The sequence below is a fragment of the Microscilla marina ATCC 23134 genome (genome assembly GCF_000169175.1).
Taxonomy (GTDB): domain Bacteria; phylum Bacteroidota; class Bacteroidia; order Cytophagales; family Microscillaceae; genus Microscilla; species Microscilla marina.
In genome coordinates, this window is the sequence record NZ_AAWS01000039.1 from 59,463 (window position 1) to 82,416 (window position 22,954).

General features: G+C 41.8%; 19 protein-coding genes. 9 read left to right on the forward strand and 10 right to left on the reverse strand.

All coding sequences use genetic code 11. The annotated features are described in order from the left end of the window. Positions 1–2 precede the first annotated feature (2 nt). Together M23134_RS26955 and M23134_RS26960 are read right to left on the reverse strand one after the other, a co-directional pair. Positions 3–917 (reverse strand): PD-(D/E)XK nuclease family protein, encoded by a 915-nt coding sequence (locus M23134_RS26955; RefSeq protein ID WP_002701647.1) that lies wholly within the window; start codon positions 915–917, stop codon positions 3–5. Further along, positions 914–3,547 (reverse strand): UvrD-helicase domain-containing protein, encoded by a 2,634-nt coding sequence (locus M23134_RS26960; protein WP_002701648.1) that lies wholly within the window; start codon positions 3,545–3,547, stop codon positions 914–916. Before M23134_RS26960 ends, M23134_RS26955 begins: the two co-directional genes overlap by 4 nt. A 578-nt stretch (positions 3,548–4,125) precedes the next feature. Between M23134_RS26960 and M23134_RS26965 the strand changes: the two genes are divergently transcribed. Next, positions 4,126–5,121 carry a hypothetical protein gene (locus M23134_RS26965; protein WP_045114414.1) on the forward strand — a complete coding sequence of 332 codons (996 nt, stop codon included), beginning with the start codon at positions 4,126–4,128 and terminating at the stop codon, positions 5,119–5,121. A gap of 80 nt (positions 5,122–5,201) precedes the next feature. Here M23134_RS26965 and M23134_RS26970 read toward each other — a convergent pair whose 3' ends face one another. The 4 genes from M23134_RS26970 to M23134_RS26985 all read right to left on the reverse strand — a co-directional run bounded on the left by M23134_RS26970 (position 5,202) and on the right by M23134_RS26985 (position 11,731). Continuing rightward, positions 5,202–5,534 carry a hypothetical protein gene (locus M23134_RS26970; RefSeq protein ID WP_002701650.1) on the reverse strand — a complete coding sequence of 111 codons (333 nt, stop codon included), beginning with the start codon at positions 5,532–5,534 and terminating at the stop codon, positions 5,202–5,204. A gap of 124 nt (positions 5,535–5,658) precedes the next feature. Then, positions 5,659–8,721: a restriction endonuclease gene (locus tag M23134_RS26975; RefSeq protein ID WP_002701652.1), complete on the reverse strand. Its 3,063-nt coding sequence runs from the start codon at positions 8,719–8,721 to the stop codon at positions 5,659–5,661. Between the two features lie 39 nt (positions 8,722–8,760). Beyond that, positions 8,761–9,507 carry an LEM-3-like GIY-YIG domain-containing protein gene (locus M23134_RS26980; RefSeq protein ID WP_002701654.1) on the reverse strand — a complete coding sequence of 249 codons (747 nt, stop codon included), beginning with the start codon at positions 9,505–9,507 and terminating at the stop codon, positions 8,761–8,763. 172 nt (positions 9,508–9,679) lie between these two features. Beyond that, a complete protein-coding gene (locus M23134_RS26985; RefSeq protein ID WP_053337395.1) occupies positions 9,680–11,731 on the reverse strand; it encodes a site-specific DNA-methyltransferase in 2,052 nt (683 codons plus the stop codon). A 572-nt stretch (positions 11,732–12,303) separates the two neighbouring features. On the opposite strand from M23134_RS26985, the gene M23134_RS26990 reads away from it, so the two are divergent. Together M23134_RS26990 and M23134_RS26995 are read left to right on the forward strand one after the other, a co-directional pair. After that, positions 12,304–13,401, forward strand: a complete 1,098-nt coding sequence (locus tag M23134_RS26990; RefSeq protein ID WP_002701657.1) for a YaaC family protein — start codon at positions 12,304–12,306, stop codon at positions 13,399–13,401. Between the two features lie 4 nt (positions 13,402–13,405). After that, a complete protein-coding gene (locus tag M23134_RS26995) occupies positions 13,406–13,987 on the forward strand; it encodes a hypothetical protein (RefSeq protein WP_045114415.1) in 582 nt (193 codons plus the stop codon). Positions 13,988–14,293: 306 nt separating this feature from the next. Here the strand turns inward: M23134_RS26995 and M23134_RS27000 are convergent, their stop codons facing one another. From M23134_RS27000 to M23134_RS27010, 3 genes are all read right to left on the reverse strand, one after another. Further along, a complete protein-coding gene (locus tag M23134_RS27000; RefSeq protein ID WP_002701663.1) occupies positions 14,294–14,902 on the reverse strand; it encodes a hypothetical protein in 609 nt (202 codons plus the stop codon). After that, the gene (locus tag M23134_RS27005; RefSeq protein ID WP_045114416.1) at positions 14,887–15,900 is read right to left on the reverse strand and encodes a WD40/YVTN/BNR-like repeat-containing protein; all 1,014 of its coding nucleotides are present in this window, start codon (positions 15,898–15,900) and stop codon (positions 14,887–14,889) included. The genes M23134_RS27000 and M23134_RS27005 overlap by 16 nt, the downstream gene beginning before the upstream one ends. 250 nt (positions 15,901–16,150) lie before the next feature. Further along, positions 16,151–16,570: a helix-turn-helix domain-containing protein gene (locus tag M23134_RS27010; RefSeq protein ID WP_002701666.1), complete on the reverse strand. Its 420-nt coding sequence runs from the start codon at positions 16,568–16,570 to the stop codon at positions 16,151–16,153. Positions 16,571–16,659: 89 nt separating this feature from the next. Here M23134_RS27010 and M23134_RS27015 point away from each other — a divergent pair, with 89 nt between their 5' ends. From M23134_RS27015 to M23134_RS27045, 6 genes are all read left to right on the forward strand, one after another. Continuing rightward, complete coding sequence (locus M23134_RS27015) at positions 16,660–16,956, forward strand: hypothetical protein (protein ID WP_002701668.1); 297 nt, start codon at positions 16,660–16,662, stop codon at positions 16,954–16,956. A gap of 120 nt (positions 16,957–17,076) precedes the next feature. Further along, entirely contained in the window at positions 17,077–17,634 is a 558-nt protein-coding gene (locus M23134_RS27020) for a hypothetical protein (protein ID WP_002701670.1), read from the forward strand. Positions 17,635–17,801: 167 nt separating this feature from the next. Beyond that, the gene (locus tag M23134_RS38980) at positions 17,802–19,043 is read left to right on the forward strand and encodes a helix-turn-helix domain-containing protein (RefSeq protein ID WP_002701671.1); all 1,242 of its coding nucleotides are present in this window, start codon (positions 17,802–17,804) and stop codon (positions 19,041–19,043) included. Then, entirely contained in the window at positions 19,040–19,549 is a 510-nt protein-coding gene (locus M23134_RS27030) for a hypothetical protein (protein ID WP_002701672.1), read from the forward strand. The genes M23134_RS38980 and M23134_RS27030 overlap by 4 nt, the downstream gene beginning before the upstream one ends. Before the next feature lie 277 nt (positions 19,550–19,826). Continuing rightward, complete coding sequence (locus M23134_RS41880) at positions 19,827–20,087, forward strand: hypothetical protein (protein ID WP_002701677.1); 261 nt, start codon at positions 19,827–19,829, stop codon at positions 20,085–20,087. A gap of 44 nt (positions 20,088–20,131) precedes the next feature. Beyond that, the gene (locus tag M23134_RS27045) at positions 20,132–20,515 is read left to right on the forward strand and encodes a hypothetical protein (protein ID WP_157558669.1); all 384 of its coding nucleotides are present in this window, start codon (positions 20,132–20,134) and stop codon (positions 20,513–20,515) included. A 204-nt stretch (positions 20,516–20,719) separates the two neighbouring features. On the opposite strand, the gene M23134_RS27050 is transcribed toward M23134_RS27045, so the two are convergent. Next, positions 20,720–22,771, reverse strand: a complete 2,052-nt coding sequence (locus tag M23134_RS27050; RefSeq protein WP_002701679.1) for a WD40 repeat domain-containing protein — start codon at positions 22,769–22,771, stop codon at positions 20,720–20,722. Between the last annotated feature and the right edge of the window lie 183 nt (positions 22,772–22,954).

Sequence of the window (22,954 nt, forward strand, 5' to 3'; positions counted from 1 at the left end):
TATCAATCATCATCCAAAATACTCTTTTCTTCATCTGCCGAAGGCTGATTTTTGTCTTTCCAATAGGCTTGTTGCATATCGCCAATTGCCTGAGACTCTTGAATCATTTCAAATATGGGGTTGATGCGTTGGTTAGTACTTTTCTCTGCTTGTTTCTTGTAATAGGTAAGGTAGGCATCGCAAGAAAAACGCGCGTCGCAGTTGCGGCACACCCTAGAGGCAAACTGCCGTTTATAGAAATCTCGTTCGCGCAATACTTTTTGCGTAGGAGGGTTAAACTTTCCCGCCTCTATACAGTCTACCACTTCGCCAAACAACTCAATGGTTTGTTCTACCCTTTCTTGCGAAAACTCAATCGGGATTAAGGGTTCCCATTTGGCTAGCTCTGTTTCCTGTGCTTTTTCATCTTCGGCAACAATTGCCTCCTTAAGTGCTTTAGGATATGAGGTGGCAATGATGGCGGTTTCGTCTAATTGCTGGCTGCGCAGGGTTTGCCATATATAGGCATATACATTGAGCTGTTTTTCGTAAAACTCTTGGTTTGACTTCACATCTTCGGCGGCGTGGGTTTTAATGTCATACATGATAGTTTTATCCTTTTCACGCACAATGTCTACCACTCCCTCAATGGTAAAGGGGCGTCCTTCGGGGGTTTTCTGATTGGGCAAAATCAGTTTTACTTCAGTCTCCGTCACTCTTTTTGCCACCTCACGCATTTTTTGCCAATAAATCCATACTTGTTGCAGGGCAGTATCTTTTACATCTTCGGCAAGCCCCCGCCCATAGGTAAGGCTGAGTATTTCGTAGTTTTGGTCAAACCGACTAATCATAAAATCCTCTATCTTGCGTTCAATGCGTTCAATCTCTCTTTCCTTTCTAATCTGTTCGCGGCTTTTGCCTAATATTTTCTTTTTCATATCAAATCAAGGTCAAGGTTTTCGGGGTTGTCAATAATGAAATTGTGCAAGTCGTCGATGGTTTGGTGTACCAGACTACCAAAAAACATAGTTTGCGAGCGGGAGGGCACAAACCCATACTTTCTGAAAACCATGTATTGCCTTGGGCAACGCTCATACAAGAGATAATCGGAGGTGTAAGAATATGCCTTCATGGGGGCTTTGGCAGAGAGCTTGGCGCTAGGAACAGTAGCGGCTTGGCTTGCCCCAAGCACAGGTATTTGGTGTTGGGCAAGCATTGCCTTAAACTCTTTGCTGATTCCTCGTTTATAATTGGCTACAATTAATAGGTTTTCGGCGCGCGATAATGCCACATAAAACATGCGTGCCTTGTCAAACTCGTCCATGCGGGTGAGCGGTTCGCCTTGGTTGCCTAGCAAGGGTTTCATCAATTCCTCCATTCTACGTACCCCTCCGCTACGGGTAACGGTATTGCCCAGCACCACCACAGGAAACTCTAGCCCCTTAGACTGGTGAATGGTAAGAAAAGGGATACGCCCTCGTGGAAAGGGGTCTTCTGAGTTTTCGAACTCGGTTTCGCCTTTTTTGTAAATGGTATACCAAAAACGAATAAAAAAGGCACGTTTAAAGTTTTTGCTTTCTAGGTCTTTGGCGCGCAATACGGTTTTGTATAACTCTAAAAAACGTGAGATATACCCCGTGAGCAAACCTAGATTATAGATAGGTCCTTCGTCTATTTGCACATCGCTTTTGCCTGCCGCATCCATCATTGTTTTAAACTCTTTGAAAGCCAGTATTTTGTAAAACAAATCGAGCGGGTTCCAATTGAGCGAGGTGGCACGGGTAATCACATCTCGCAGGGTAAACGACGATTTGCCCCCTTCATCCATTTGTTTTTTGAGCTGTCTAAGCAAATAAGTGCTCGACAAGCTTTTGCGGGCGCTGGGCGATATACTTGCCTCTTTGAGTTGGGCAGGCATTTTCTCAAAGTCGTAGGCATCGTCGAGGTTTAGTTCATTGCTTGCCTCTACCTTTGCCATCAAAGCTTTGTAGTCGCTTATGCTAGTAGTTATTTCGCTGCGATGGTGTTCTACCAATGCCTTTAGCCCTGCATCTTGGCGTATAGCCACACCCGCTTCGCTATACACTTCTTCCATCCAATCGTGGTAGTTTTTAAAGTCGCCTCGGTTAAACTCTGGGTCGCGTTCGGGTTTGCCAAACACCCTCAGAAAAATACCCATAATGCTACGAGCTTCGGGCAACTTCAGAAAAGGTTGGGCACGCGGAGCGTAGGTACGCAAGCCCAGGCTTTCGAGAGCGGCTTGAGCCTTGGGCACTTGAGTACTGCCCAACGAAGGAAACAAGAATGCCACTTGGTTGGGGTCTTCTATGATTTGCTGGTTGAGCAATGTCTGGATGAACTGGGCAATTTGTTCAAAGCTTTGCTCAGGCTCTAGGTAGTCAGTCGTAAACACCGAAGCTTGGTCGTCAGTGCTATGGGCGCTTATTTGCTTGGTATGCACGCGGTATTGTTGGGTGGGGTCGTCTTCTTTTTGCCAATTGGTTTGCCCAATATAACTGGTATAAAAATCTACAATTTTTTTGCGTGAACGGTAATTAATGTTCAAAGGTATTTTGGTAACAGGCTTGCCCTTGGGGTAATACTGTTTGCAGCGCTCTTCAAACTCTACAAAGTTCTCCACGGTTGCCCCTCTAAACCTATACAGGGCTTGGTCGTCGTCACCCACCACGCACAGGTTTTGGGTAACCTCGGCAAGCTTAAAAAACAGCTTTTCTTGAATGGTGTTGGTGTCTTGATATTCGTCAATAATCACGTATTTAAACTTCTCGTTTGCCTCACCTCCAAAGTTCTGCATCACCTCTAACCCCTTTTGCTGCACCAACGAAAAGTCGAGCTTTTCTTGCCATTTCTCTTGCAATGAATCAAGGTAAAAAGCATACATCTTGACCATTTTTTTCATGGGTTCTTCGCTCACTATTTTGTTCAAAGTAGCCACGTCGAGGCATTCTTCAGTAAAGCGATTGAACAATGCCATGAGGTGCATAATGGCGTTGTACCTCGACACCCCTTTTTTATGGTTTTCTGCCAAGTAGTCGTTGATGTACTGGTTTTGTTCTTCGGCGGGTAAGTCGTCGAGCCCACCTGCGGCAATCATTGCTGTCCATATCTTTCGGTTCGAGATATGAAAGTATTGTTCTAAATCATCTATGGGGGTTATTTTTTTATCAGCGCCTTTTTTTTGCCCAAACCTACGGTCGGTAATGAGGCGGTTGCAAAGCGAGTGCACCGTGCCCACATACATCTTGGAGAGGTCGAAAGTTTGGTTGGTGCGGTTGGTCACCAGCCCCAACAAGCTTTGCAAACCTTCTTTGAGTTGAAGGGCGGCTTTTTCGGTAAATGTGGCCAAAAAAATGTGTTCGGGGGCTACTTGTTGGTGCACAATGAGGTAGAGGCATTTCCAAAGTAAGACCCTGGTTTTTCCAGAGCCAGGACCCGCCGTCAAAAACAGGGGGCCATCGGTGTGTCTAATGGCTTCTTCTTGTGATTGATTGGGCGTGAAGCCTACTGCTTGCCATAAGGCTTCGATGCTAGGGGTTTGATCTGGCATAGAATAGTTTTGATAGTGTATAGATTGGGATTTGTTTTAGCTGGTTTAAAACTAAGATTTTTTTCGGAAAAAGCAATAATATAGTATGAAGTCTTTAGTATTGGCTGTGTATGCGCTCAAAGCAACAAAAGCAGTACCTTGTTTTCAAGAACTGCTTTTGTATGTGTAAAATTAAATATGTCAAACTATGTAAATAGCGCTACTTGAGTCTTGCCAAGCGTTTGGTGAGAGTAAATCAGTATTTGATATGCATAACAATGCAATAAGGGTTGAGATAAAATAATGCATGGAATATTAGGGTTTGATTGAGATTGTAGGATAAGATACTCATTGTAGCGTTAATAATCGAATTTGATTACATGTTCTTCCCTTAAAAAAAAGCAATGGCTACGCAAAAATATTGCGTACTTACCTCTTATGTTTGCTCAAATTATTTTGAACTTGTTTAGTTTTTTTGCATTGATAACAAAATGAGTGATTTTTCACAACGAAGCATATGTGTAAAAGCTCTATTTTGAATTATTTGAAAAAACTTAACAAGTTCTTTATACACCCAATTCAATTAATTTCTTAAAACTATGAACAGTATACACACAACAAACGAGTTGCAGTTAAAAGACAACTCGCAAGCAGAGCAAAACAGAGTAAGAGTCATTTTTGAAGAACTAAAGGCTAGAGCAACGGCAGGGCAAGAGTTATCACCAATGGAGCAAGAGTTTTTTTGTAGAGCTGTCAATATTTCTCAGCTAAACGATGGAAATGCTGAAGATTACCCTTGTTGTAGTAGCTACATATTTAAGATGCTTTATCTGGCTTATGCGTATGATTTGAGCGGAGGCAGTAGGTATTATAAGCCTGTTATGGGTAGAAAAGAAGAAGTACCTAGACATGAGGTAAATACTGATATAGCGTACCTCAAACAAGAGGCGGATGATTGGTTGCCAATCGTGGAGAAAGGCAATCATTCGGATCAAGACTTACAAGCAATGGCAAAAGAAGCTCGTTATGAACTCAAGCAACTCAAAAAATCAACTAAATATTTGTTAAGTGGGCATCGTTTACGGCAAGCCCAAATAAGAAGAATACTTCTTCAAACAAAGTTTTCTTATCTTGTGTGGCTGGAAATCCAAGAAGATTCGTCACAAGATGATTTTATTTTGACTTTAGATGGTGTAGATATAGAAATAACGCCTGTCAGTTTTTTTCATATCATAGGTAGGCATTATGCACTTCGAGACAAAGCTTATTACTCAGAAAAAAGTGGTCATAATGAAAGTTTTCATCCAAGAAATATCCACAAACGCCTCAAAACTATATTCCGTAAAATTGATGTCTCTGGTGTGTTGGCGGGAGAACCAATAGAAAGTATTGGTTTTAGGTATAAGGGGCAAGATTATCTTTGTTGGATAAAAAGTAAGCAAAAACCTCCTGTATCAGGCAACACAGGTAATATAAGTTATAACAGGCTAGAAACCTTTTACCTAGTAGAAGACGCACAAGAATTACAAAAATTAGAAGATAACTATATTTTGGGCGAGATTGACGACGAACTGTCAGTTTACGTTCCTTTGTAGAAAATCCAGCGAAAAACAAGAGTAAAAAATGCCTGACAAAACAACTCAGGCATTTTTTATTTTGCGTATAGCATAATACATTATTTTCTACTACTCAACCTCTCCCTCAACTCCTCATAACGTTCCTTCAACAAGCCCTGCCTTTCTTTTTTAGTGAGCTTCACAATTTTACCTTCTTGGTCGCGCAGCTTGTAGGTCTTGATGACTGTTTTCTTGAAGCCGCTACCTTCACGGTCATAACGCACCAAGAAAATAGTGGTAGGGCTTTCAGGTTCAGGAATAAATTGCTTCAATAACTCAAAAACTGGCTTTGCTTCTTCTAGAGTGTTGAAGAATTTGTACAAAAAAAACTTACTTTCTTCTACCTCTAAATAAACATCATAAGAGGTATCATTAGCATTTACTTCTTTCATCGATAACTTTGTTTACAAACTAGTTGAACTTGCTTGGATAGCGCTGATACAGGTTTTCAAACCTTCCTGGTCGGGTCGTTTATGGGGACACAAGCAACGGCAGAGAAGAGCCATCGACCATCGACTAAAACTCCTCATTCTCCAACACATCCCCCTTAGGCAACCACCACCTTACAGGCGCTTGGTCGGTTACTTGGCGGTAGTCTATGCCCAGCGCCTCGAAATACTTTTCGGCGCAGGTAATTTTGTGTTTTTCGTGCTCAAAGCGCAGCGCCTCCTTGTCGAGCGTGCCCTTGGTTTCGCGCACCAGCTCAAGGTAGCGGTCGCCGTTGTCGGCTTCCCTTATCACTCCCCAATCGGGGTTGTAGTTGCCCAGTATTTTGGGCAGGCTAATCTTAAAACGGTTCGGAAACTTAAAGTACACCAATATTTTGTCTTCGGGTATCAGGCGGTTGTTTACAAAACGACGCTCTACCTCCGAGTCTATTTGCACCTTGCTATAGAGCGACTTTTCGCCCCCGTAGATCAACTCCTTTTGCACCTTGCGGTCAGCGGCAGGAAAAAACACCTCCATTTGTTCGTCAAACACTTCGGGCTCTAGTTCCTCTTTCACCTCAAGCCTGATAGAATGAGCCACATGCTTGCGCAATATTTTGCTGATTACCTCAATAAAAATAGAGGCAAAGGTTTCGGGGTTTTGGATAAAAGCCTTTTGCTGATAAGAGGCAATGCCTTGAAAAATGGCGTTGATCGTTTTGCGGGTCAAGTGGGTAGCTTCGGCGGCGCGTTCTATCAGGTTAAACACAGGAAAACTAGCTTCTACTACTTTCTCACTTTTGAGTTTGAGCGCTTTGCCCACCACATACAGGCTTTGGCGAAAGGGGATTTCTTGGGTTACCTCTTTGCCGCTCTTAAACTGCACAAAAGGGTCATAAGCATCGCGGTCTATTTCTACCACCTCAAAACCCGTAAACACGTTTTCTTCTAGGCTATATTTGCTGTAAAACGATTTTTTGAGGGCATGGTCTAGGGTAACACCCTCTGCCACCTTCACTTCTTCTCTGACATGCCTTTGGCTATTTTGCAACAGGGTAAAATTGAGTATTGCCTTGTTTTTTGCTGTAAACTCCTTGATAGAAATATTGAGCTCGGCAATGTCGAGTTTGCCCTTGCTGGCGTTGATCTGCACCTCAGGAAACGAAGTTTTGTCTAGGCGCTCAATACAATTGGCAATCAAAGCCTCCGAGTCTAGTGCAATGCTGTAGTTTACTTCCTTTGTGAGCTTTTGCCAAAACCGCTTGAACTCGGCAAGGGCAAACAATTGTTTGTTGAGCTTTACATCGCCTGTTTTGGCATTGGTAGGGCGGGGCGGACGTCCTCCAGTTTTGCCGCCATCATATTCTTTTTGCAAGTTTTCTACATAGTCCTTATAAGTATCGTTTGCCACTACCGTCAAAATATTTTGTTCGGGTTTGTCTTCTATGCGTTCCCCGCTTTGGTTGACACACAAACGCAGCCCTCGCCCAATCTCTTGGCGTTTTTTGATGTTTGATACCGATTGGTTGAGCGTGCAAATCTGAAAAACATTGGGGTTGTCCCAGCCTTCGCGCAAAGCAGAGTGGGCAAAAATAAAAGCTACAGGTGTGCCTTGGTTGCCTTTGGCAAAAGTGAGCAAACGCTCTTTGTCTTTCATAATGAGTTCATAGGCGGCTTTTTCGGCTTTGCGTTCGTCGGCTTTGCTTGCCTCTTTGTCTACATAAATGGTTTGCCCCTTCTTTTTATAAGAGGCAAAGTAAGACCCTTGCACCTCGGCGGCGCTGTATTGCCCAAAAAAAGCATCGTCTTTGCGCAGCGCCTCATATTCTTGAGCAAACAAGGTTTTGATGATGCCTTCGGGCTGTGCTTCGTTGCCTAAGTAGTTTGCCACCCGATCTATAAAAAAGAGTGACAATACCTTGATTTGGCTTTTCAGCAATTTCTTTTGTAGCCTAAAGTGCTCGCGAAGGGTTTCGCGGATTTGCCGCCTAAAAATAGTGGGTTTGGCTCGTTCTAGAGTTTGGGTAGTCAGCAATTCGCCATTTTCAAAATAGATGGCTTCTTGCCCTTCTTCGGCAATGATGTTTTCTATCACATAGCCCTCTGCGTAGTCTTTGTTTTGGGTAATGGCATACAAGTCTTGCCCTTGGTACACATTGCGTTCTTCTACCGCCTTTTTGCCCTTGTTTGCCACCACCACTTTTATTTTTGCAAATATGCGACCTCCTTTTTCGCTATCTGCCCCTAACAACACCAGCTCATTGTTGAGCGCACTAGAGGGCAAATCTACCCCCACTACTTGTATTTTCTTCACCAGGTTTTGGTAAGCCGCTTGGGCGGGAGAAAGTTTGTAAATGAGGTTTTGGTAAAAGCGGTGGGTGGCACTATAGCGCAAGCCAAACACAGGTTGCAGGGTGCGAATGGCACTTTTGGCAAGGTCGGTATTGTCTACGCTCTGGGGTTCGTCTATAATCAATACTGGCTTTACCGCTTGTATGTATTCGTAGGGCTTTTTTTCTCCCGCCAGTTTTTCTGTGCCCTTATAAATATTGTTGGTTTTTTTGTTGAAGGCGGCTATAGTCATGAGTAATATTTGGGGCAAGGGGCTTTCGCCAAAATCACGCAAAGCGCTCACCTTATCGCCGCTGTATTGCACCAATTGTATACCCGTGCCCCCGTGCAAGGTGCGCAAATCGTCACGCATTGCCCTATGGGCGCTCAATACGCCTTGGTAAATAGCTACGCTGGGTACCACAATGATAAATTTATGAAAACCCAACTCTTGATAAAGCCGATAAATAGTGCGCAAATACACATAGGTTTTACCCGTGCCCGTTTCCATCTCAATCGAAAAGCTCGGAAAGCGCCAAACATCACTGCTTACCCCTTTGAGCATTTGCCCGTCGTCGTGGTGGGCATAATCGCCCATAGGCAAATCGTTTTTTTCTTGCACCAACTCCATCGGAATGTCAAAAAAGTGGTTGTTGCCCAATTCTTTTGTATAAGGGTTGCACACCATCGCTCCTTGTTGTTGCAAATGAGTTTGCTCTTTTGCCAAGGCATTTTTCTTGGGCAAGTCCTCAAAAAGCGCCATAACACTCTCAATGGCATCGAGCTGGTATTGGTGGTGATGGTTAAATTTAAACTTCATTGTTTTTATCCAATTGGTATTGCCTAGTGCGTTTTTTTGTCAATAACTATATTTCACTGGGTTCGATGCCCCTCGTTTTCTGTATTTGGCAGGTACTTGTTTGTTAAAATACAGTTTTTTGATGCTTGGTTCAGCTTCTCTGCCCTCAAAAGCAATGCGCATGCTTTTGTCACCGTCGCGGTGGTATTCATACCATCGTTGGGGCACAAACACCCCCACAACCAAGCCCTTGTAATTGGCAAGTACTACTTCAGCTTTTTCTGCCCTTGCTTGCGACATTCGCCAAGCCTTGCGCGTGGCTTCATAAATACTTACTTCTTCGTTGGCGCTCACGTTGATATTAATAAAAATGAGCTTGTGTTTCACCTCTACCTCTTGTACCGAATACCTTTGCTCAATCTCGGAGGCGTGCATGGGACCAAAGTCGTTGCTACCTGTGCCGCCCATAATGTTGGTGAGCCCTGGAATGGCATCAATCAAACAAGCTTCTACCTCACACGCAGTTGAATCGTCCATCCCGTGGCGATGGATGACGTGAATCACCTCTAAACCCGCATTTCTTACTGCTCTTATGCGCGACAGCTTCAGGTCTGGCTTTTTGTTTTCATCGTCATCGTCTTTTGGGTCATCTTCTGCTTCAAGGGCTTGTGCAGCCCTGGCATGGTCAAACACCCTATTACCTTTGCCCTTGCCTATGTAAAAAGTTTCTCCGTTTCGAGGATCAATCAAACGGTACACATAATAATTGAGCTTGTCAATTACTTCTGGCGAGAATTTGTTCATCATATTGTTTGTGTTTTATAGTCAATAGTGGCTGACGCATTTTGTAAAGTCGCCAACAAGTAATTAATCAAAGGGAGTGTTGTATTAGCCTACCAATTCCCAGCTACCCACTTGTTGCTTGTAGCTAATAGCTTGAGGCTGCAAAAGCTCCCAACTCCCAACTATGGACTATTGACTAAATCGTCTCAATCAAACCCGCGTCGCTAAATTGTAGCTTGATTTGGTCGCTAATGGCTTCGCCTCGGCAAATAAAAGTATGTTCCACTACTTGCCTCAATTGTTGGGCAGTGTTGGGGTGCATTTGCTCGTCGAGGCACACCAACACGCCTTTGCCACTTGCAGGGTCGGTCACTTGCCACACTGTGTTTTTATCAAATTGGGCGGCGTGCATTGTGGGCAAATCTAGAGTAAAACCCTTTTGCAAAAGTATTTCGGCAATGATGTTTTCTTTGCTAAAGCTCGCTTCGAGGCGAGTGTCAGCGGCTTCTTCAAATGCCAAGCCCAATTGTTGGGCGTCGGGCGTGCCTTGGGGGGCTTGCCATTCTTTAAAGTTAGATTGGGCAAGCTGAAAAGCCTTGAAACCCAAATCGGTTTGGGCAATGTGGGCTATTTTTTGGCGGCAATCTTCTATGGCAGTGCTTTGTTGGGCTAGCTTGTCTTCTAGCTTTTGCAAGGCTTTGGGTTTGGTGGCGTTGGCGTCGTTGTCAAACAAGGTCAAGTCTATGTTTTGCTCTGCCACTAATTGGTCTTTCTCATTTTTGAGCATTTGCAAGTCGTCCTCTAGCTGCATCACCTCCGCCTCTAGGCTGTTTTGTTCGGTTTGTATCTTTTCTATCACCTTGCGAATGCGGTCTTTGCTGATTTGGGCAATGTGTTCGTAACCTGCCTTGCGTGCTTCACTCTTGGGCGGCGTTTCTTCTTCTAGTTGTACTAAGATAAATTTGCGATTGCCGCCATCTTCTTTGTTCAACTCCGTGACGGCTTGGGCAGTGGTGGCAGAACCTGCGAAGAAGTCGAGGATGATGTCCTGAGATGTAGTAGCTTGTTTAATTAAAGTTTGAATTAATTTTACTGGTTTGGGAAAGTTAAATATTTTCCCGCCCATAACTTCTGCGATATCTCTTGTGCCATTTGTAGTAAATCCCACATTATCTGATTCAAGCCAAGTTGAAAATCCTGTCACAGTCTGATTTAAGTTGCTTAGGAATTTCTTTTCTCTAGGTCTACCTGTCACCTTTTTTGGAAAAAGAATCCGTCCCTCTTCAATCATTTTTAAAACATTCTCCTTGGACTTAGACCACCCCCGGTTAGGGTTAGGGGGATAAGATAAGTTCGTTTTGGGATCTACAATATCATAGTGTAAATTAGGGCGCTGATCTTTAGTTGCTAAACCAGATAAATCTATACTTGCCCAAGGACCTCTTGGATCATTGTCAGGGTTTTTATATTTAGAAAGATCTATTGATTTACCCAGAAATTTTGTGTTTTCAGATTTTGAGTATAACAGTAAATATTCATGATCAGATGATACATTACTTTGGTTTCTATTATCTGCATTTTGTCGTCTTTTCCAAAGTAGTATACCCATAAAATTCTCCTCCCCAAAAATCTCATTCATCAAAGCCCTTAAATTATGTACTTCATGATCATCGATAGAAACGAAAATAGCCCCGTCGTCTTTGAGCAAAGATTTCGCAATTTTGAGGCGTGGGTACATAAAATTGAGCCAAGTAGCGTGAAACCTCCCCGAATCTTTTTTGTTAGAATGCAGGTTTTTGCCCGCCTTGTCTATGTAGTGGCTTAGGTTGTCTCTAAAATCATCTTCATACACAAAATCATTTCCTGTATTGTAGGGCGGGTCAATGTAAATCATCTTTATTTTACCCAAATAAGACTTTTGCAGGGTTTTGAGCACCTCAAGGTTGTCGCCTTGTATAAACAAGTTTTGGCTGCTTGCCTCGTTTACTCCTTCGCCCACCAAAGGACGGAGCGTGCCCTTGGTGCGTGCCATTGCCAGTTTGCGGGCTTGGCTTTTGCCTGTCCAGTTGAGCCCCCAAGGTTCGGCTTTTTCTTCGTCGTCAAGGGTTTGGTCACCGAAGAGCTCGCGCAAAAGCTCAAAATCAATTTTGCCATCTTTTATCACTTCAGGCGCTAGTTGCTTGAGCCCTTCTATCAAGGGTTGGTTGCCCAAACCGTGCGCCTCTAATGGCATCTTGCTGATTCCCATATTTGTGTGTATATCTGTCTAAGTTTGCGTAACATGTGTGTAAGTTATCCTTGGTTCGGATTTAATCGGTAAGTTGATAAAATGAGTGGAGATTTGAAAGTTTTGGGTGAGGAAAGTTAATAGTTAGGAGCTTTTACAGTTTCAAGCTATTAGCCTTTAGCCATTAGCTTGAGGCTGCTTTACAAGCAACTAGCCAAGCGTATAGTGCCTTGATTTTTAATTGTTTATAAAGTCGGGAGTGGAGTTGGCGCGTTTTAGTCCACCGTCAATGGTCAACAGTCGAGGGTGGCTGATGCGTGTGGTTGAGCTATTGCTTACCAAGCCCCTTTTTTTATGTTTGCTATGTGTGCATGGGGAGATGATACCTGAGGTTACAATTTTTATTAATCGAAATATGTCGCAATGCTTACTATTACTGCATTTTTATTTCCTCTCTAATATCTATATAAATAGGCGCATTTTGAGGCTTTTGCAAGGTTAATTTATGAGTTTTATTTGATGGTTGCTGCCATAACGTTTACTTTTGACTTGTTACACAATTTATTGAATGTTCTACTAAATCCTTAAAACCAATGACTTCTCCCCCTATTTCAGATACCCATGAAGTAGCAGAAAAAGACTATCATGCAGTTCGTTATTTTCAGTTTGGTAACAAGCCCGATGCAAGCTACATCCTTACTTCTGACCCCTTAAGTTATCTCAAAGCTTGGTTTGACAATCGTATTAGTCAAGAAGCAGAAGAGAGCAAAAAACAACCACTAAAAAAAGCCAAGTACTTTGTAAACCTTTCCCAAGAGTTTTATACGGCTTTTCTTGCAGTAAAAATGCCCTCAAAAGGAGTACTTCTTTACTATTCATTTCTCAATTTAGTAAAAGCCTACCTGTCTGCCAATGGTAGAGAAATGGAAACTACAGAACAGGAACATCATGGTTTATCTTTGAATAGCAATGGTAATGGTCTTAAGCTGGCAAAATCAAGTGGGCAAGGCAATGGTACACTCATATTCCAAACATTTGCAGAATTGCTGGAACAGCCAGTGCATTCGTCAGCAGGAGATATTCTTATTGATGATATTCTTCAGTCATTGATTGAGATTCATGGTTTAGGAGCTTCTCTTGATAGTTGGCAAGGCAAACCCAAATATTTACCCATTGATTTGCATATTATGTGTAAAAACAGAAAACAACTTTACTATGAATTATCTTATGATAAAAAACAGGACAAGCGTTTAGATACTACAAAACTCAAATCTGTTTCCGAAATCATCAAGAATGAAGAATTAGGTAGACAAAATAACAAATCTTATTACAAATCAATCAAGTTCTTCGATTATAACAATGATGATCAAGGTTGGAAAGATGCTTATCAAAACATAGTAAAAGAAGTTAATAACCTTAATATCACTACTTTGCTCACCCGTGGTGGTTACCGTTATTACCTTTACTTAGGCACACCAAGGCTTCATAGGTTATGCAATACCCTGGCATTTGCTTTCTATATTGGGAGCGTTGCCCGCTACCGCCCAACCCTCAACGAAACAATGCTAAGAGGTAAACACAGAGCCATCATAGAAGAAGCTGTCAATGCTTGCCCCAAACAGTTTTTTTATCATTTGGCAGGTCATATCACCCAAGAAGTTTATGTAGTACCTATGACAAAACTTGATTAAATAGATGAATCCAGCGTTTCAGCACCATAAAGAACCTTTGTTGATAAAGGATACTCTTCGCATAATGAAGGAACTAAATATTAAGGCAAGACCCAATTATCAAAAAGATAGCAAAATTGTATACGAGAAGTTCCCAAGCTACGATGGCTTAGCAGGTTTTGAGGTTATTTATGATAATGTTCAGCAACAGAATAACCCTGACCTCATGTTTTACATTGATCCAAGAATCATTTTCAAACCTGAGCTAGAAAAAGAACTAAAGGTATTTGAGGATACACCCAAAAATGTAAAAGCACGAAGTGTTTTGGTACACGAATACACCCACCTTTTGCAATGGGGAACTTATGAAGAACTTCATCTAAAGCATGACTATATAAGCCACGAAGTAGATTTTGAAATGTATGTATCTCAAAGAATAGAATTTGAAGCCTGGGCAACTCAAGCTTGGTATTATTTAGAGCATATGGCTCTACAAGAATTAAATGATATTTTAGAACTCGGTTTAGCCGAACAAGAAACGAGAAAACAGCTAATCAATCGTTTTTGTGTCTTGGATGGGGGTAAGCCTATATTTAAGCTAGTTTAATGAATTGCTTGATAACAGACACTACCTTGAGGTATCTTTGAAACGGTTTACAAGGTTTGCAATATGCCAACTAATTTGCGTATGGCAAACTTTACTTTATTGGGGAGTTTTTGCTGGCGAAAACATACCTTGCTCATGGGCAAAAGTTACTTGTTCTTTGCTAAATAACCTATGGTAGAAAGGAGTAAATAAAATGCTTAGTTTTTTGTGTTTTGTTAGTCTCATAAACTCAATTACCTCACTCTTAATAAGCATTTGAATAATTAAACAAGTTTATGAGACTTATTAGACATTAGAATATCAGTGCTAAAAAGGCGCATAAAAGCCTATGCCTAAGCGCTTGATTTTGAGAGCAGGTACCAAACCTTGGCTACTGTAGTGGTCATAATATTTGTAAGGCAATACGTCGTAGCTGACCCTTATAAGCAAGCCAGACGCAAAATTGACTTGAAACATTACACTGGGCGCCTCATAGGGCAAGGCACCACGGCTTACATGGTAACCAACTCCAAAGCCAAAGCCGCTTGTTTTGTCGGTTTTGCGGTTAGCCTTGGCTCCATGACGAAAAGTAATGTACCCAGGAATGTCGTATACCAGTGCCAAATTGACCCCATCTAGCCCTGACGATACCAAAAAGCCTCCGGTAGCCTCTAGGGTAATACCCAACGAACTATGCTGGCTTAAGTTGATTAGTGGCAACTCTAGCGATACACCTGCCGCAATGTTTACCGCAAGCCTCAGTTCATCTACTTTTTCCCAGATAGGAGCACTTTCGTCCCCAACGTTGGTTACTGTGTTAAACTTGTAGCCTATTACATTGGTACTCATCGATTTCATCAACGATTGGGTGTGGCCATTAGCCCCCCATAACAAACAAAAGCAGCCTATCACGATTATTTTTAAAGCCCTTGCCATAACGAATTATAGTTAAATTTTGTCAATATACCTTCTTCACCTACCGCGTATACATCGTTTGCGTTGCTAAACTCTACATCAAGGTAGGTATACAAAAAAGTGGTGGCATCAGAAGAAAACACCTGTACCCATTTTTGTTTGTTAGCTTCGTTGTTATCAGGGTTATAGGTGCCCATAAATACCGAACGCTTGCCAACAGCTATGCCTCGGTTGCTGTGAAAATCTATGTCGTACAAGGCGTAAAAATTCTTCCTAGCCTCAGTGTTGAGCGAGCTACCATAGTAATTTAATATAGCCAAGTCGCCTACCGTATAATAGCTTTTATCGCCAAACACATAGATCGCGTTATAGTTATAACCTACTTTGCGATCGTTCCAAGGCTCAAGGGTATTGCCTCCGTCAAGGGTGCGAAAAACCACTTCATCTTCAGAAACAAAGTATACTTTATCAGCATCAACAACTGACATACCCCAGCAAGGTTTTGATACGCCTAGCATATGAGACCAAGAGTCTCCTCCATCTGTACTTTTCAAAAGGGCGCAACCTTCATCCTCTTGGTTAGTGTTTCTGTCTACGCCATTGATTATGGCATAGCCTGTATTGCCCACAAAACGTATGTCTCGCAGGTTGCCAGAAAAAGGCTCTACTTCTATCCAACTATTGCCTCCGTCGGTAGTTTTAAGCAGTGCTTTCTGCTTAAGAGCAATGAATCCTACTTGTGCACTGGTAAATATAATTTTGTTGATAGGAGTAACATCACTACGTGAAATGTCTTGCCAAGTAATGCCTCCATCTGTAGTTTTAAATATGACTCCACCGTCTCCAGCAATATAGCCGTGCCGCTCATCAGGAAAACTAATGCTACGTAAGTGTTCTTTGGTGGGCAAGCTAATATGCTCATGTTGAATGGTGATAAATTCGCCTAGTATGTATTTGTTTTTGTCGCAGCCCGAAAGCAGACCTACAAGCAACAAACACCAAATCCAATGTTTTTTCATAAGGTTTTGTTGATGGTTAAACAACTTACTGGTAGGTACTTAACCTTCCAGTGGTTAGCGCATTGCGCTAATCAAGGGCAAAATAAAGGAAAAATCACATCAATAGGTTGAAAAAATGGAAATATTGGTAGCCCAGAGGGCATTTATTGATTTTGTAAAGTTGCCTAAGCTGGGGTGATACTTATTTTCATCTTTATGCACAAAAGGCGAGGCAATAAGATCAATAACGAAAAGAATCATCACTCGGATTTTATTGTCCTTCCATTTTTTGAGTTAGTTCTACGATTTGTTTCTGTGCTTGTTGAAGTTGCCGTGTGAGCTCTTTTATTTCTTCTTCTTTTGCACTATCCAACGCTTTGAAACCTTCAATTTGTCTTTTCAGAATCTCAATCATCCTCAGTTTTTCGTTAGATGCGTCCAATGATGTTTTTACATCTGCCTCCAGGTATTTAGGTGCTATACCAGTAAAGAGCCAATTAAGATTTAGATTCCTAACATTTTCTACAATGCCTTTTAACGGAGTGTACCCTGGATCACTAGTTTCTTGTTCATAAGCTATTAATGCAGTTCTGGAAACGTTAATCATTTTGGCAAAATTTGTTAAAGTCATATTTAAGTCGTTGCGAATTTCACCTATTCTCTTACCGATACCGTCTCCCTTGGATGCCATTTTGATTGTTGAAATTTAGATTAAAGTATTAATTTTGTATATTCAAGCATTAATTGTTACACAAATTAAAAAATTAGATATAAATAACTATGAACATTCGTATAGACACCCCCTTTTTCAAGCAACAAGCCAAGGAAATTGAACCATTAATTCCGAGGCACTATAGTGGTATAGTAAGACACTATTTGCCAGAAATGACAACTAGTCACATTCAAACAGTGAAAAAAGGCTATGTAGCTGACTGGTTAACACATTGCGTGTTGGCTTTTATTGCCAAAACCAAGACACGTATTCCAGCCAACATAGAATTGGATTTGCCAAATGGGATTTTGTATGAAGATGTGGTAATCGAAGAAGTGATTATAGAAAAAAGGTTTGTAAATTGATTGTCGAAATTTGTACTAAAGTATAAATTTTATATATTTGTCATGTATAAAAAAAGCCCACTACTCGCTCCGACCAAAGTTTGAGTAATGGGCATTGTTAAACGTTAAAAAACGTACTAGATGCGAATTTCAGAAAATTCCCACAGAAACCCAAATCTGTATGGGTACTGGGTAGAGAATGCCCATTATCCAAGCGCAGGCGCTGGACAGGTTCAACACATACGCCCTCAAGACAATGCTTGTCTGATAGAACATTGGCAAAAGCCAGTGATTGACAACCTTAGCCTTAATGGAGTATATCATAAACAATACTCGCTCAAACTAGCTGAACACCTCTACATGGGGCATTACGGCAACATCCTCTATTATGTAAATCAAGCGCAAGCTTATCGAGTGGAGTTTGTACCTATAGGCGAACTAGCCACTGTGCACGACTTTGACGAAGCCCAAACGCACTTTAGCACCCGCAAGGCATACCTAGTTCAGTATCATCATACCAAGGGCAAACAACTCACCCCCGATGATGAATACTTCATTTTTGATTGCTGGCTAGAAACAGGCAGTTTTCAAGCAATGATTCCCTACATCTTCCCGATAGATATAGGCAACCAACGTCTACAAGCCGATGGCTACCTAAACTACTTGAGGTTGGCTGGTGCCCCCCCAGTAACAGTTTAGTCAATCACTACTCTTTGCTCGGAGCACCTACTCCCTTAGCCCTCATTGCCAAGGGAGTACCTTTTACCCTACATACATCTACTTTCCATTAGGTGTGTTAGGTGTAGCTATACCCAATCTGAAAAAACAAGAACATAACTACCAACAACTTTTACCCATAAAACAATATGGCAATTATCCAACAAACTGCCGCTAACACTCATCAAAATACATTCACTGGTTTTGTCTATCCAGCGGCTATTTGGCTAGACCAACGCCTGAGTGCCAACGAAAAGAACCTACTTGCCGAGGTTCACAGCCTAGAGAAACTATCCCGTGGTTGTATGGCTTCCAACGACCATTTTGCCTTAAGGCTTAATATCAATACTCGTTCGGTATCGCGCCATATCAAAAGTTTGCAAAAGCGGGGCTACCTAAAAACAATGTTTTTTAATGGTAGGCACCGACAAATGGCGGTGAATATGGAGCAACTACAACCACTGGAAAGCTCAGTAAATGCCACTGTTGAGGTTGATAATTTGTTGAAGCAGCCTAGACAAAATGTCGAGGCAGATTCGACAAAATTGTCAATCAAACCAGCCAAGGTCGACAATTTATGCGCACAGGGGCGACAAAATGGCGAAGCAGCCTCGACAAATTGTCGACCTAATAGAGTCAATAATACTATCATTAATAAATCAACTAATACTACTATTGAAGCTAAAGAAGAGAAAGCTGTAGGAGAGGATTTGTTTGAAAAAAATGGAGCTCCTTCTTCACCTCCCAAAAAGACAGTTACCAAGGCTACTGCTAAAAAAGCAAGTAAAACAGCGCTCACCAATATTCCATTACCTTTTTCGTCGGATACCTTTAAAACTGCCTGGAACAACTGGCTTACTTACCGCAAGGAAATCAAAAAGCCTTACCGTTCGGCAATGAGCGTGCAACAAACCCTTGCCAAACTGGACCGCTACGAAGAAGGCTTTGCTCTGGAACTCATCGAAAAGTCCATCACCAACGGCTGGCAGGGGTTAGTATTTGCCCAAACAGGTGAACAATACCAAAAGTGGCTCGCTGACAAGCAAAAAAGAAAAATACCTGAACAAGGCACAGGCACCCGCGCCAAACCCCAGCCTAATCTTATGAGTCTTACCCAGCATACCGTGAGCGTATACAACCAGCTCACTGCCTTAGAAAAACAACAAGATAAGTTTCAAAACTACCCTAGGCACTTGCTCGAAAGCCTTGCCGATCAACTGCGTGACCTATGGCGTAGGGCACGGGGTCTCCAAATGTTTGGTAGTGAAATAGCTCGCATCAACAGGCTGGGCAAACTAGTGGCTGATTTGGCAAAAGGAAAACAGGCGGCGCCTACCACTTCGCAAGCAGGTGTAAGTCAAGCACAGAAAGGAGGGGTTTGTTTCGCATGAAAAAGCCTAAAAAGCCCTCTGAGGACTTGGCAAAGACCAGGATTCAAATCCAGTTCATTAATAGCGAACAACTGGCTGAGCTACTAGGCATCAGCCACCAAGCCCTGCTTGAGAAACTGGCTGTCTACCAAACCAAAGCAGCAGTAGATGAAAAAGAAAGTGGTAGGATAAGTTCAGCCTCAGACTGCGACGAAACATCGCCTTTGAAGATAGGCGTAGAAAGTTGTTGTTCACAAGGTAACTTAGGCAATCCTACCCAAAGGATTCAATGGGTACACAATCAAATTGCTGCCTATGAGAGTGAACAAGGTCAGTTGGCTCAACTAAGCCCTGCCGCCTTGCACCGAATCGCCCAAAACCTTAGAGGTTTATGGTACGAAGCTACAGCGCTCAAGATGCCTGAGCGTGATATAGAACGCATCAACAAAATAGGCAAGTTAGCAGTGAGTTTTGCCAAAGCCAAAAAAGCTAGTCAAGCTGAGCAGGAAGGAGGCGAGCAAGCCTGAGTACCGAAACTAATATTGGTAGCAACCCTTCTTCTGATTTGCAAAACATCATGATAGGCTACCTACAAAGTGGGCAAGGGTTTCCTGTAAACTTTCAAGTATTTTGGCAATGGTGTGGTTCTGCCAGAAAAGACAATGCCAAGCGCGTATTGGAGAAAAACTTCACGCAAGGTGTTGATTATCAAGTTTTCCGAAAGAATGCGAGAAATCCAAAAGGGGGGGAGACCTGCTGAGCTTATTTGCCTCACTACCGACTGTGTCAAGTCTTTGGCAATGCTTGCCCAAACTAGCAAAGGGCAGTGTATACAAAAGATTAGACGAACTAGTGAAAACCTATACTACTGCCCACGGGGTGCTACCTCAATATCTATATACACTTTTGTTCCAACACTTTGCTGTACAGTACCACATCAACCTACCCCTCAAAGTCAAGCGAGCGGGAATTAGTCAAATACAATGGATAGAGGAGAACGGTTGGATCACTCAATTATACGATTTGGCAAAACAACTTTTTACCTCAAACGCCAACACACTTTAATTGTTGCTTTGAGATTTTCATTCATAAACATTTTAAAAATCAAAATGAGCGGAATTATGGACAATACTGAAGCACCAAATCATTCAAAAAATGAGGGAACTACTAATACTTATTCGGTAGAAGAGTTTGTGCAAAACGACATGGAAAGCCTTCAGAAAGTGCTAAAAATGATGTCGGCTTTCTGCATCACTCACGGAGGGGATACCCCTAAATCGTTTATGCACTACTTTATAGAATTAAGCATGGCCATGACCATTTACATTAAGGAACATGCTCCAGATGGATTTATGGAAAAGCATCATTTACACTTTTCTATTCTCCATGACTTTATCAAAGACCTTGAACAGGTGGGTGCTCATACTATCAGTGCTCTATCTAGCAAGGTGCAAGCACTTCAAAGCGAAATGTCCCTAGGTGCTAAGGCTTAGCTCAGACACTAGCTTTACCTCACTACCTGCCCAGATGCTTAACACCTGTTTTTTAAAGGGTGGGTAGTCATTTATTTGAATTTAAATAAATGAAAATACAGAAAGTAACGAAAATTATGAGCACAATTTTGTGAACCTTCTCAAGTGAAACCTCCCACATTACTGCTTTTGAGTGAGAGGTGGGGTTTTGTATGATATGTGTGTTTACTTATTCAGTATTTTCTTTAGCAAACCCTTTGTATGCTTCGAGTCATTTTTTTGGATGGGCCTGGCTTGTTGCTTACTATCAACCAGATGTAAATATTGTATCCCTGCTTTGTTGCCATCATACTTACCATCAGGGGTTACTATCAACCAAGCATTTTCATCCTCAAAATTAGCATGGATGGTGCAAAGTAACTTGCGTGTTTTAACATCCCAAATTTTAGCAGAACCATCTTGAGAGCCTGTGAGCACCTTATCTTCTTTGGGTGAAAACGTGATGGCACAAATGCCGTCAGTGTGCCTATCTATAGATTCTTTCCTTCGGTTTTGGGCAATATCCCACATAATGGCTTTCCCTACATTAGTGCCAATCAACTGCCTGTCTTCTTTAGCAGTCAATACACTGCCCGTGTGAAATATTTCTTGTTTGTATCCCCATTTTTTGACAAGTTTAAATGTTTTTGTATCCCATTTTTTTAGTGTATCGTTTAGAGATAGGGCAAATACTTTTGAACCATCAGAGCTAAAGTCAGCAATCTCGACACGATTTTTAGAAAAATAGAAAGTATGCAATGGTAATTGATATTTTACTGACCACAAACCCAGCCTGTCTCTAAAAGCATGGGCTAAAATTTTAGAGCCATCGGGAGAAAAAATGGCTTCTGTTCCATTCCAAGCAGTGTATTTTGTCTCCCAAGAGTCTTTGAAAATACTTTGCTTGGTCTTTAAGTCCCATAGCTCAAAAGCGCTCGACCAAGTGCCCACCAACATTTTAGAGCCATCGGGAGAAACTTTAATTGATTGAGCACCCCCTTTGCTAATGAAAGTATGCATCAATTGGCTGGTTTTTAGGCTCCATAGCTGAACCCTCCTCCCTCGGTGACCAGTGAGCAAGCCCGAATTGTCTGGCAACACAGTGATACATTTGAGTACTGTTCTATCACCTGGCTTATATCCATTTAGTACCCCCTCAAACTTGCCTGTTTGAGTGTTCCATAGTTTTACCAAACCATTGATGCCGAGCAATGTTTTGTGACTGTTGGGTGAAAACGCAACGGCAGTTACTGGGCTTTTATTGGGTATAATTTTTTGTGCTTGTTTTTTGGTTCGTAAATCCCAGATACTCACATGCCTTTCTTCGCAAACTGCCAATATATGCTTGCTTTGGGGGCTGTATGCCAACTTGGTTATGTTTTTGGGAGGCATCTTAAAAGTATGAATCAAAGCACCATTTTTTACATTCCATAGTTTTACAAAGCCATTGCCATCACCTGTGAGCATTTGCCTACCATCAGGCGAAAAAGTCATGCTTTTGAGCCAATCGGCATGCCCTTTGAAAACCTTGATAAGTTTTTTTGTTTTAACATCCCATAGTTCCACAACTTTTTTTCCTCCGCCTATCAATAACTGACTGCCGTCGGGAGAAGCTGCAAGTGCATAATTGGCTTTGCTGGTTACCATCACTTCATCTATTGGTCGTACAGTTTTGGCATCCCAAACTACTACTTTTTGTTTATCAGCATTGAACACAAATATGAAACGACCATCAGGCGAAAAATTGACGGCAGGCACTCGCTTAAAATCATGCAAGAGTTGGTAATTGTTGGCGTCCCATAGTTTTACATGATCACTGTAAGACACAGTGATAAACTTGGTACCATCTGATGAAAACATGACCCTTTCTATGCGTCGTACAGTTTCATATTTGCTGTAGGCAGTAAATTGGTGAATTAGTTTTCTTGCCTTGGCATCCCAAACCACTACGTCACCGTGAGCGAGTCCTGCGAGCATTTTGCTACCATCAAGAGAGAATGTAAGGGCTCTTACCCAAGCATCATGGACAAAGGTGTACAAAAGCTTGTTAGATTTTATCTGCCACAATTTGGCAGTATTATCATGGGAGCCTGTAATTACCTGACGGCCATCAGCAGAAAATGCTGCTGTTGTTACATCATCAGTATGGCTGGTTTGTACCATTAATTTATAGGGTTGGGCAAGAGATATGCAAGCACTGAGCAAAAGCGTGCTCAAAATACCAATCAGTAGTTTCATACAAAAAAGAAGTTTGATTTAAAACATAATATAGTCAAATTAGATATGATACGAAATTCGCTCTACTCATTCATTAGTAATGTTAATATTTTACCTGAGTAGCTAAGTACTTGAATTACAAAGGACAAAGATTATCTCACCAAATGTTTAATAATTCTATTTTATGTACCTTTGTGTTTTAAC